This window comes from Enterobacter sp. WPR_3_1 (assembly GCF_003635055.1).
Classification (GTDB): Bacteria; Pseudomonadota; Gammaproteobacteria; order Enterobacterales; family Enterobacteriaceae; genus Enterobacter; species Enterobacter ludwigii.
Genome location: NZ_RBXU01000008.1, coordinates 293,610 through 306,338, shown reverse-complemented (window position 1 = coordinate 306,338; position 12,729 = coordinate 293,610). Strand labels below are relative to the sequence as shown.

Annotated in this window: 6 protein-coding genes; 4 read left to right on the top strand and 2 right to left on the bottom strand. The window is 54.1% G+C overall.

The window, feature by feature from the left end; translation table 11 throughout:
• Window positions 1-163: 163 nt before the first annotated feature.
• Complete coding sequence (gene rcsD / locus BJ887_RS03230; protein ID WP_014170960.1) at window positions 164-2,836, top strand: phosphotransferase RcsD; 2,673 nt, start codon at window positions 164-166, stop codon at window positions 2,834-2,836.
• Window positions 2,837-2,852: 16 nt separating this feature from the next.
• Window positions 2,853-3,503 (top strand): response regulator transcription factor RcsB, encoded by a 651-nt coding sequence (rcsB, locus tag BJ887_RS03225; protein ID WP_006176468.1) that lies wholly within the window; start codon window positions 2,853-2,855, stop codon window positions 3,501-3,503.
• Between the two features lie 86 nt (window positions 3,504-3,589).
• On the opposite strand, the gene rcsC is transcribed toward rcsB, so the two are convergent.
• Both rcsC and gyrA read right to left on the bottom strand, forming a co-directional pair.
• The gene (rcsC, locus tag BJ887_RS03220; RefSeq protein WP_121339246.1) at window positions 3,590-6,436 is read right to left on the bottom strand and encodes a two-component system sensor histidine kinase RcsC; all 2,847 of its coding nucleotides are present in this window, start codon (window positions 6,434-6,436) and stop codon (window positions 3,590-3,592) included.
• A gap of 135 nt (window positions 6,437-6,571) precedes the next feature.
• Window positions 6,572-9,208: a DNA topoisomerase (ATP-hydrolyzing) subunit A gene (gene gyrA / locus BJ887_RS03215; RefSeq protein ID WP_044866175.1), complete on the bottom strand. Its 2,637-nt coding sequence runs from the start codon at window positions 9,206-9,208 to the stop codon at window positions 6,572-6,574.
• Between the two features lie 146 nt (window positions 9,209-9,354).
• On the opposite strand from gyrA, the gene ubiG reads away from it, so the two are divergent.
• Together ubiG and nrdA are read left to right on the top strand one after the other, a co-directional pair.
• Window positions 9,355-10,083 carry a bifunctional 2-polyprenyl-6-hydroxyphenol methylase/3-demethylubiquinol 3-O-methyltransferase UbiG gene (ubiG, locus tag BJ887_RS03210; RefSeq protein ID WP_014170964.1) on the top strand — a complete coding sequence of 243 codons (729 nt, stop codon included), beginning with the start codon at window positions 9,355-9,357 and terminating at the stop codon, window positions 10,081-10,083.
• Between the two features lie 347 nt (window positions 10,084-10,430).
• Entirely contained in the window at window positions 10,431-12,716 is a 2,286-nt protein-coding gene (gene nrdA / locus BJ887_RS03205) for a class 1a ribonucleoside-diphosphate reductase subunit alpha (RefSeq protein WP_020883162.1), read from the top strand.
• Window positions 12,717-12,729 lie beyond the last annotated feature (13 nt).

Below are 12,729 nucleotides of genomic sequence, written 5' to 3'. Positions count from 1 at the left end.
GTACACTCTCACTCGCTTTGTACATGTTTCATGCAATGGCGTTCTCCGATATTGTCAGCCGAAAAAGTGGCGGGTTCAAAGAGCGTGACGCTGGAAATTCAGGTATTACCCTTTATACTGCCCTATCGCCATAGAGCACGACCATTACGGGTTAAAGATATCAATGAGTCAGACTGAAACTACCGCTCCGAGCAAATTCTCCCTCTTACCCGGGAGCATCACCCGTTTCTTTCTTCTTTTGATCGTTGTGCTGCTAGTCACAATGGGGGTTATGGTTCAGAGCGCGGTTAACGCCTGGCTGAAGGACAAGAGCTATCAGGTTGTTGATATCACCCACGCCGTCCACAAGCGCATCGATACCTGGCGCTATGCAACCTGGCAGATTTACGACAACATCGCGGCCGCGCCGGCAACCTCCTCCGGAGACGGGCTTCAGGAGACTCGCCTGAAGCAGGACGTCTATTATCTGGAAAAACCACAGCGCAAAACCGAAGCGCTGATCTTCGGCTCTCATGACAGCGCGACGCTTGAGATGACCCAGCGCATCTCAACCTATCTTGATACCCTTTGGGGTGCCGAGACGGTGCCGTGGTCGATGTACTATCTGAACGGTCAGGACAACAGCATGATCCTGATCTCAACCCTGCCGCTAAAAGACCTCTCTTCCGGTTTCAAAGAGACGACCGTGGGCAGCATTGTCGATTCCCGCCGGGCAGAAATGCTGCAGCAGGCGAACGCCCTTGATGAACGTGAGAGCTTCTCATCTCTGCGCCGCCTCGCCTGGCAGAATGGCCATTACTTTACGCTGCGTACCACTTTTAACCAGCCAGGCCATCTGGCGACGGTGGTGGCCTTCGATTTGCCCATCAATGACTTGATTCCACCGGATATGCCGCTCGACAGCTTCCGTCTGGAGCCGGACAGCAGCACTCAGAATATGCGAGCCGCATCGGACAAAGAGGCCGCAGAGAGCGTATCGATCTCCTTTAACGGCTCGAAAATCGAAATTGCCTCTTCGCTGAACTCAACCGGTATGCGTCTGGTGTGGCAAGTGCCGTTCGGCACCCTGCTGCTTGATACGCTGCAAAATATCCTCCTGCCCCTGCTGCTGAATATCGGCCTGCTGGCGCTGGCGCTGTTTGGCTACAGCACGTTCCGCTTCCAGTCAGGGCGTCAAAGCGATGCCGCCCCGGTCCCGGCAGGAACCAGTAACGAACTGCGCGTGTTGCGCGCGCTGAATGAAGAGATTATTTCCGTGCTGCCGCTTGGGGTGCTGGTTCACGATCAGGAAGCCAACCGTACGGTGATGAGCAATAAAATTGCTGACCACCTGCTGCCTCATCTCAATCTGCAGAACATCACCGCTATGGCGGATCAACATCAGGGCGTGATTCAGGCCACCATTAATAACGAGCTGTATGAGATCCGACAGTTCCGCAGCCAGATCGCCTCCCGCACGCAGATCTTCATCATCCGCGATCAGGATCGTGAAGTGCTGGTGAATAAAAAGCTCAAGCAGGCACAACGTCTGTATGAGAAAAACCAGCAGGGGCGCGCTGCCTTTATGCAAAATATTGGTGATGCCTTCAAGAAGCCGTTAAAAACGCTGGCGACCCAGGCGGCGGCGCTGAATACATCTGAAAGCCATCAGCTTGCCTGCCAGGCCGACTCGCTGGTGCGCATGGTAGATGAGATCCAACTGGCGAATATGCTCGAAAATGATTTCTGGAAAGGAACACCGACCCTCTTCTCTATCCAGAATCTGATCGATGAAGTGGTGCCTGAGGTCCTGCCCGTAATTAAGCGCAAAGGGCTGCAGCTGCTGATCAATAACCATTTACCGGCGAATGATGAACGTCATGGCGATCGCGAAGCGCTGCGTCGCATTCTGCTGATGATTATTCAGTACGCCGTCACCACCACCCAGATCGGCAAGATCACCCTGGAAGTCAGTACCGACGAGTCGGCTGAAGATCGCCTGACGTTCCGTATCCTGGATACCGGGGAAGGCGTAACGACAAGTGAAATCGATAATCTGCATTTCCCGTTCCTGAATGACACCCAGAGCGATCATTACGGCAAGGCCAATGCCCTGACCTTCTGGCTGTGCGATCAGCTGGCACGTAAGCTCGGTGGCCATCTGAATATCAAGGCCCGCGAATCACTTGGCACGCGTTACTCACTGCACGTTAAAATGGCGGCGAATCCACAGGAAGAAGACGAAGAACGCCTGCTGGATGATGTGGTCGTGATGGTGGATGTGACCTCGAATGAGATCCGCAATATTGTGGTTCGTCAGTTAGAAAACTGGGGCGCGGCCTGCATAACGCCGGATGAAAGACTCTCAAGTCAAGAATTTGATCTGTTTTTAACTGATAATCCGTCTAATCTTACTGCCTCCGGCTTGCTTTTAAGCGATGATGAGCCAGGCGTGCGAAAAATCGGCCCAGGCCAGCTGCGCGTCAACTTTAATATAAGCAATGCGATGCAGGAAGCTGTACTACAACTAATAGAAGAGCAACTGGCGCAGGAAGAGATAGCGGAATCACCGTTAGGCGGCAATGAAAATGCCGAGCTTCACGCCAGCGGATACTATTCACTCTTTGTTGATACAGTACCAGATGATGTTAAGCGGTTGTATACTGAGTCCGCTGCGAATGATTTTGCAGCGCTGGCACAGACAGCACACCGGCTTAAAGGGGTGTTTGCCATGCTTAATCTGGTTCCCGGCAAGCAGTTATGTGAAACGCTGGAACATCTAATTCGTGAGAAAGATGCCTCTGGCATTGAAAAATACATCAGCGACATTGACGCCTACGTCAAAAGCTTGCTGTAGCAAGGTAGCCTTATACATGAACAATATGAACGTAATTATTGCCGATGACCATCCGATTGTACTGTTCGGTATTCGCAAATCACTTGAACAGATCGAGTGGGTGAATGTAGTCGGTGAATTTGAAGACTCTACAGCACTGATCAATAACCTCCCAAAGCTTGATGCGCATGTGCTCATCACCGATCTCTCTATGCCTGGGGACAAATACGGTGATGGGATCACACTCATCAAATATATCAAACGTCACTTCCCGGACATTTCGATCATTGTTCTGACCATGAACAACAACCCGGCCATTCTGAGCGCCGTGCTGGATCTGGATATCGAAGGGATTGTACTGAAACAGGGTGCGCCGACCGATCTGCCAAAAGCGCTCGCTGCGCTGCAGAAAGGCAAGAAGTTCACGCCTGAAAGCGTCTCTCGTCTGCTGGAAAAAATCAGCGCCGGTGGCTATGGCGACAAACGCCTGTCTCCGAAAGAGAGCGAAGTTCTGCGCCTGTTCGCCGAAGGTTTCCTGGTCACCGAGATTGCCAAGAAGCTGAACCGCAGTATTAAAACCATCAGTAGCCAGAAGAAATCAGCAATGATGAAACTGGGTGTGGATAACGATATTGCGCTGCTGAACTATCTCTCCTCCGTTACGCTGAGCGCGTCGGATAAGGATTGATTTTTACCGGGTGTGCGGCCTGATGGCCTCACCTCCCCCTCCCGGCGTGTGAGGGAAACAACAAAAAAGGCCCTGACGGGCCTTTTTTATACTCTCGCTTTTCTGACCCGCTCCGCATACACGGAGATCGTCTGTTTCAGGACGTCCAGCGTCACCGGTTTCGACAGACAACTGTCCATCCCTGACTCCAGACAGCGCTGTTTCTCTTCCGCCAGCGCATTCGCCGTCACGCCCACGACCGGCAACGTCAGGCCAAGCTGGCGTATACGCTGCGTCAGACGGTAGCCATCCATATTCGGCATGTTGACGTCGCTAAGAACGATATCAATGTGGTTTTTACTCAGCACGTTCAGCGCATCCACGCCGTCATTGGCGGTTTTGCACTGATAGCCAAGCGAACCCAGCTGGTCTGCCAGCAGGCGACGGTTAATCGGATGGTCATCCACCACCAGAATCATCATATCGTCATTCAGCGATGCCAGCGCATCCGGTGACGGCAACTCCGTCGCCCCGTCGCTATCTTCCAGCTGCACGCTGTAAATACGTGCCAGCAGGCTCATGAGCTCATGCGGCGTCGCCACGCTGTGCACCCATTCACCCGGAGCTCGTTCGACCGGAATACCGATATGGCGACGGCAGAAGTGAACCACCCCTCTGCCCTGCCAGGGTTGTTCCAGCACCTCGTCGGTGATCAGCACGTCGTCGACATCCGGCGTTTGCCCTTCATAGCGGGACACGCGCACGCCGCTGTGGGTAAGAAGCGCCGTCAGGTAATCATTCAGTGAGGCATTGTGTACTGCCAGCCAGCAGCGCTTATCGCTCAGGCCGTCCACCACCGCTTTTGCCGGGTACTGGGCAGAATAGAGCGGAATGCGGATAGTAAACTGGCTGCCCATGCCTGGCTCGGTATCAACGGAGATATCGCCGTCCATCATGCTCACGAGCTTCTCACAGATCGCCAGACCCAACCCGGTCCCCTGGAAGTTACGCTGTACGCCGGTACCGACCTGGAAGAACGGGTCAAACAGACGCACCACTTCCTTCGCCGGGATACCCACGCCGGTATCACGCACGCGAATACTCAGGTAGTCCCCTGCCCGACGCACGTGCAACACAATGCAGCCGATATCGGTAAATTTAATGGCGTTACTGAGCAGGTTAGAAATGACCTGCTGCAGACGCATCGGATCGCCATGCAGCGTCAGCGGCACGTCCGGCTCAATAAAGCAGTAGAGGCCCAGCTGTTTACGCACCACCAGCGGCAGATAGTTGGCGCTGATGTGGTTCATCACCTCGCGCGGAGAGAACTCCCGCGGCTCAATTTTCAGCTGCTCCGACTCAATTTTGGAGAAATCGAGAATATCGCTGATGATTTTCAGCAGCAGGCTGGAGGAGTTATTCATCGCCGTCACCAGGCGATCGACCCCTTTCGGCAGCTCTTTGGTCTGGAGAAGATCAAGGTTACCGATAATCCCGTACAGCGGGGTACGCAATTCGTGGCTGACGGTGGCAAGGAACATGGATTTCGACTGGCTGGCCTGCTCGGCGGCCTGCGCCATCTCCTGCAGGGACTCTTCCATCTTCACACGCGCCGAGACGTCTACCAGGACGCAAATTGCCACGTTCTCATTACGATAGCGGGAGTGCACAAAGCTGATTTGCAGGTTCGTGTGCGTGCTGGTCAGCACGTCAACGAAGTTCACCTGCTGGCCACAGATAATCTGCGTCAGCCTCTGTCGGTCCTCATGCGTCAGCATGTTCAGGTAGTTATGCGCCAGCTCGTTACTGAGGATATTGGTCCCGTCCTGCGTGCGCAGGATGCAGATCCCCACCGGCGCCGAGGCGACAATCTTGCGGTTAAACTGCTCGTGCTCTTCCAGCCGCTGGGCGTCGCTTTCGGCGGGTATGAAGATTTTGCGCTCATACATTCGCGCCAGGGTAAACAGCGCCCCCCCGGCCAGCAGGTTCAGCAAAATCGCGTTCATGATAAGAATGCGGATCCGCTCAAGCACCATATCCACGGGCAGCGAATAGACAATACTCAGTGACGAAGGCGGCAAACTCTTTTTAAGCACCAGCTCACGGAAGCCTGAGGTATAGCCAAACCACGACCGCTCCTGCATCCAGTGCGGGTCGACGTTCAGTCGATTATCCGGACCGGCAAGTGAGATCAGGGTATGTCCGTTTTCATCCAGAATGGTCACGCCCATCGGCAGACTGCCCGGCGTGAAGAAGTTTTCCATGCGAATGGTCTGTTCAATCCCCAGCAGCGCCTGCAGACGATTGCCCAGATAGACCGGCGTGAGGGCGTAGAAATAGCCCACGCCCATGCGTGGCCCCTGGCTTATCCAGAAGATGTTATTCCCGCGCTCGTCCTGCGGCGCATTGCGATATTTCACAATACGTTCGTGCAGGCTTTTCAGCGCATCATCGCGCTCAACGGGCACATCGCGCAGGCCAAAGTCGGCCATACAGAGATTTTCACTGCCAATCAGGAAGACGCGGTTCAGATCATAGGCGGCGGAAAAGTTGTCACGCCAGTAGCGCATAAACCAGGAGAGCGACTCCAGTGAACCACGCCAGGTGCTGCCCATCGCAGAGCAATCGGAATCCGGAAACAGCGGCTCGAAATTCGGTACTTCGGTTTTGTCATTACGCCCACGGATGGCAAGAATGCCGTTTTCCGCGGTCAGGCGATTCTCGGCAATGTACTTCAGCTCCTTCATCACGTCGGACGTTCGCTGAATATAGCGCTGGGCCTGATCGGAGCTTAAGTTAAACTCCTGGCGGATCTCCGCTTCTTTCTGATGAAGGGCGTTAACGATGTAAAACACCGACAATAATGCCACCAGCAACCAAAGCAAGAGCGCCAGCGCCCGAAACAGATAGCGAGAGACTTTCAGCGTGGTACGAAAGGAGACGAGGTATTTCAAAGGGGCGAGGCTCCGCCGTCGGGGTCAAAAAGAATGTGGTTAAGGTAGCGGTAAACGCGCCTTGTCGCAACGTTCACTTATCTGCTTGTGCAAAAGAAAAGGGCCGGAAACCGGCCCTTTTTGCATCAGGAGACATTACTCGTCAGCGTCATCCGCTGCATCATCTTCGGTATCGGCTTCTGGTGCGATTTCATCATCACCTTCTGCGACGCTACCGTCGATGGAGTCGAGCTCTTCGTCATCCACAGGCTCAGCTACACGCTGCAGACCCACGACGTTTTCATCTTCCGCGGTACGGATGAGGATCACACCCTGAGTATTACGGCCAACCACGCTGATCTCAGATACGCGTGTACGCACCAGCGTACCGGCATCCGTGATCATCATGATCTGGTCGGCATCGTCTACCTGTACCGCGCCCACAACGGATCCGTTGCGCTCGGTAACCTTGATAGAGATTACGCCCTGCGTGCCACGAGACTTGGTCGGGTATTCGCTTTCGGCAGTACGTTTACCGTAGCCGTTCTGCGTGACGGTCAGGATAGCACCTTCACCGCGCGGAACGATCAGGGAAACGACGGCATCTTCACCGGCCAGTTTGATACCACGAACACCTGTTGCAGTACGGCCCATTGCACGAACCGCGTTCTCTTTGAAGCGCACCACTTTACCGGCGGCGGAGAACAGCATCACTTCATCGGAACCGGAGGTGAGGTCAACGCCAATCAGTTCGTCACCGTCGTTCAGGTTCACCGCGATGATACCGGCAGAACGTGGACGGCTGAATTCGGTCAGCGCGGTTTTCTTCACGGTACCGCTGGCGGTCGCCATAAAGACGTTCACGCCTTCTTCGTACTCGCGTACCGGCAGAATCGCGGTGATACGTTCGTTCGCTTCCAGCGGCAGCAGGTTCACGATTGGACGACCACGCGCACCACGGCTCGCTTCTGGCAGCTGATAGACCTTCATCCAGTACAGACGACCACGGCTTGAGAAGCAGAGGATCGTGTCATGGGTGTTTGCCACCAGCAGACGGTCAATAAAGTCTTCTTCTTTAATACGTGCTGCCGATTTGCCTTTACCGCCACGACGCTGTGCTTCGTAGTCGGTCAGCGGCTGATACTTCACATAGCCCTGATGAGACAGGGTGACCACCACATCTTCGCGGTTGATCAGATCTTCAATGTTGATATCAGAGCTGTTCGCCGTGATTTCGGTGCGACGCTCATCGCCGAACTGATCGCGGACCAGTTCCAGCTCTTCACGGATCACTTCCATCAGGCGCTCTGCGCTACCCAGGATATGCAGCAGCTCGGCAATCTGTTCCAGCAGTTCTTTGTATTCGTCGAGCAGTTTTTCGTGCTCAAGGCCGGTCAGTTTCTGCAGACGCAGATCCAGAATCGCCTGGGCCTGCTGTTCAGTCAGGTAGTACTGACCGTCACGCACGCCGAACTCAGGCTCCAGCCACTCAGGACGCGCAGCATCGTCGCCAGCGCGTTCCAGCATGGCGGCCACGTTGCCCAGATCCCACGGACGGGCAATCAGAGACGCTTTCGCTTCCGCAGGGGTTGGTGCACGGCGAATCAACTCAATGATTGGGTCGATGTTTGCCAGTGCAACGGCCAGCGCTTCAAGGATATGCGCACGATCGCGGGCTTTACGCAGTTCGAAAATAGTACGGCGAGTCACCACTTCACGGCGGTGACGCACAAACGCGCTCAGAATATCTTTCAGGTTCATGATCTTCGGCTGACCATGGTGCAATGCAACCATGTTGATACCGAAGGAGACCTGGAGCTGAGTCTGGGAATACAGGTTGTTCAGTACAACCTCGCCCACCGCGTCGCGTTTGATTTCAATCACGATGCGCATGCCGTCTTTATCAGATTCGTCACGCAGCGCGCTGATGCCTTCAACACGTTTTTCTTTTACCAGCTCGGCGATTTTTTCAATCAGACGCGCTTTGTTCACCTGATACGGAATCTCGTGAACAATGATGGTTTCACGGCCGGTTTTGGCGTCCGCTTCCACTTCGGCGCGGGCACGGATATAAATCTTGCCACGCCCGGTGCGGTACGCTTCTTCAATACCACGACGACCGTTGATGATCGCCGCCGTCGGGAAGTCTGGACCCGGGATGTGTTCCATCAGCCCTTCAATGCTGATGTCTTCATCCTCAATATAGGCCAGGCAGCCGTTGATCACTTCCGTGATGTTATGCGGTGGAATGTTGGTTGCCATACCGACGGCGATACCGGACGAACCGTTCACCAGCAGGTTAGGGATTTTCGTTGGCATAACGTCCGGAATGCGTTCCGTGCCGTCATAGTTATCAACGAAATCAACCGTCTCTTTTTCCAGGTCAGCCATCAGCTCATGGGCAATTTTCGCCAGACGGATTTCCGTATAACGCATTGCCGCGGCGGAGTCGCCGTCGATAGAACCAAAGTTACCCTGACCATCTACCAGCATGTAACGCAGCGAGAATGGCTGCGCCATTCGGACGATAGTGTCGTACACCGCGGAATCACCATGGGGATGGTATTTACCGATTACGTCACCAACGACACGGGCAGATTTTTTGTAGGCTTTATTCCAGTCATTGCCCAATACGTTCATGGCGTATAGTACGCGACGGTGTACCGGCTTCAGGCCATCGCGGACGTCCGGCAGCGCACGGCCAACAATGACCGACATCGCATAGTCCAGATAGGAGCTCTTCAGCTCTTCCTCGATGTTAACCGGTGTAATTTCTCTCGCAAGGTCGCTCATCTAACCGCTATCCCTCTACTGTATCCCGGATTCAAAGGTCGCAAATTATAACACAGCCGCGGTGATTGAGGTAAACCAATAAGCTTTATTCAACCGCGCGGGCTGATATACTCCGAAGTCTTGCAAAATAAGGAGTAAAAGCGCCCATGAATGCCGAAAAATCCCCGGTGGCTCACAACGTTGACCATGAAGAGATTGCCAAATTCGAAGCGGTGGCATCCCGCTGGTGGGATCTCGAAGGTGAGTTTAAACCTCTGCACCGCATTAACCCGCTGCGTCTGGGCTATATCGCGGAGCGTTCCGGCGGCCTGTTCGGTAAGAAAGTGCTCGACGTCGGCTGCGGCGGCGGCATTCTGGCAGAAAGCATGGCGCGCGAAGGGGCCACCGTCACCGGTCTGGATATGGGCTTTGAACCGCTGCAGGTTGCCCGTCTTCATGCGCTGGAATCTGGAGTGCAGGTGGAATATGTGCAGGAAACCGTCGAAGAACATGCGGCGAAGCATGCCCATCAGTACGACGTGGTGACCTGTATGGAAATGCTGGAGCACGTTCCCGACCCCCAGTCCGTGGTTCACGCCTGTGCAAAACTGGTGAAACCGGGCGGCCAGGTCTTCTTCTCGACGATCAACCGAAACGGTAAAGCCTGGCTGATGGCGGTCGTCGGGGCGGAGTATGTGCTGCGTATGGTGCCAAAAGGCACGCACGACGTGAAGAAATTCATCAAGCCTGCTGAATTACTGAGCTGGGTTGATCAGACGTGGCTCAAGGAGCAGCACATCACCGGTCTGCATTACAATCCATTGACCGATAAATTCAAACTCGCACCGGGTGTAGATGTTAACTATATGTTGCATACAACCGCCAAAAACGACTGACGTCATCCATTATTCTTATAAAGATTGCGCGACATCATGTTGCGCAATTCTGACCTCCCGTTGAAGAAATCAGCACTCGATCAAATTTTGAATTTTTTTTCTTAATTATTGACATCTCTTCCAGGCCTTACGGTACGAGGACTTAGCCTTTTTTACCCTTTGACAACCTCAATTTAACGTCAAAATCAACCCTTGTGCTGAAAAGATTCGATACTAGAATACTCACCATATAGCGTTTTTCTTATCGCAAACCCCCTATATGTAGTATTTATCCACAGAGTTAGTCACAAGACGGATCTGTGGATAAGCGGGGGATATTTTTTATTTCACGGACAGGTAAAACCCACATGAATCAGAGTCTGCTGGTGACTAAGCGCGACGGTACCACCGAGCGTATCAATCTGGACAAAATCCATCGTGTTCTCGACTGGGCAGCAGAAGGACTGAATAACGTATCTATCTCCCAGGTTGAACTGCGCTCTCACATTCAGTTCTACGATGGCATCAAGACATCTGATATCCACGAAACCATCATCAAGGCTGCGGCGGATCTCATCTCCCGTGAAGCCCCGGATTATCAGTACCTCGCTGCACGTCTGGCGATTTTCCACCTGCGTAAAAAAGCGTACGGCCAGTTTGAGCCGCCAAAGCTTTACGATCACGTGGTGAAAATGGTTGAGCTGGGCAAATACGACACGCATCTGCTGGAAGACTATACGGAAGAAGAGTTCGAGCAGATGAACGGGTTTATCGATCACTGGCGCGACATGAACTTCTCTTACGCGGCGGTGAAGCAGCTCGAAGGCAAATACCTGGTTCAGAACCGTGTGACCGGTGAGATCTACGAAAGCGCCCAGTTCCTCTATATTCTGGTGGCCGCCTGCCTGTTCTCTAACTACCCGCGTGACACCCGTCTGGAATACGTGAAGCGTTTCTACGATGCGGTTTCCACGTTCAAGATTTCTCTGCCTACGCCAATCATGTCTGGCGTGCGTACCCCAACCCGTCAGTTCAGCTCATGCGTCCTGATCGAGTGTGGTGACAGCCTGGATTCCATCAACGCGACCTCCAGCGCCATCGTGAAATATGTCTCCCAGCGTGCCGGTATCGGCATCAACGCCGGTCGCATCCGTGCACTGGGTAGCCCGATTCGCGGCGGTGAAGCGTTCCACACCGGCTGTATCCCGTTCTACAAACACTTCCAGACCGCGGTAAAATCCTGCTCTCAGGGCGGCGTACGCGGTGGTGCAGCCACCCTGTTCTACCCAATGTGGCACCTGGAAGTGGAAAGCCTGCTGGTACTGAAAAACAACCGTGGCGTTGAAGGCAACCGCGTTCGTCACATGGACTACGGCGTACAGATCAACAAGCTGATGTACACCCGTCTGCTGAAAGGTGAAGACATCACCCTGTTCAGCCCGTCCGACGTCCCGGGCCTGTATGACGCGTTCTTCGCCGATCAGGATGAGTTTGAGCGTCTGTACACCAAATACGAAAAAGACGACAGCATCCGTAAACAGCGCGTTAAGGCGGTTGACCTGTTCTCCCTGATGATGCAGGAACGTGCCTCTACCGGCCGTATCTACATTCAGAACGTTGACCACTGCAACACCCATAGCCCGTTTGACCCGGTGGTTGCGCCAGTGCGCCAGTCTAACCTGTGCCTGGAAATCGCCCTGCCGACCAAACCGCTGGAAGATGTTAACGACGAAAACGGCGAAATCGCGCTCTGCACCCTCTCTGCTTTCAACCTGGGCGCTATCAAGAGCCTGGAAGAGCTGGAAGAGCTGGCGGTGCTGGCCGTGCGTGCGCTGGATGCCCTGCTGGATTACCAGGACTACCCAATCCCGGCGGCAAAACGTGGAGCAATGGGCCGTCGTACCCTCGGTATCGGCGTTATCAACTTTGCCTACTGGCTGGCGAAACACGGTAAGCGTTACTCCGACGGCAGCGCGAACAACCTGACCCACGAAACGTTCGAAGCGATTCAGTACTACCTGCTGAAAGCCTCCAACGAGCTGGCGAAAGAGCAAGGCGCGTGCCCGTGGTTCAACGAAACCACCTATGCGAAAGGCATTCTGCCGATCGATACCTACAAGAAAGACCTGGATGCGATTTCTAACGAACCGCTGCATCTGGACTGGGAAGCGCTGCGTGAATCCATCAAGACTCACGGCCTGCGTAACTCCACGCTGTCTGCCCTGATGCCGTCTGAGACCTCTTCGCAGATCTCTAACGCCACCAACGGTATTGAACCACCGCGCGGCCACGTCAGCATCAAAGCGTCGAAAGACGGTATCCTGCGTCAGGTTGTGCCTGACTACGAGCTGCTGAAAGACAACTACGAGCTGCTGTGGGAAATGCCAAACAACGACGGTTACCTGCAGCTGGTGGGGATCATGCAGAAGTTTATCGACCAGTCGATTTCTGCTAACACCAACTACGACCCGACGCGCTTCCCGTCTGGCAAGGTACCGATGCAGCAACTGTTGAAAGACCTGCTCACCGCCTACAAATTTGGTGTGAAAACCCTGTACTATCACAACACCCGTGATGGTGCGGAAGACGCTCAGGATGACATGGCACCGTCAATTCAGGACGATGGCTGCGAAAGCGGCGCATGTAAGATCTAATGAAGGGCGGGGA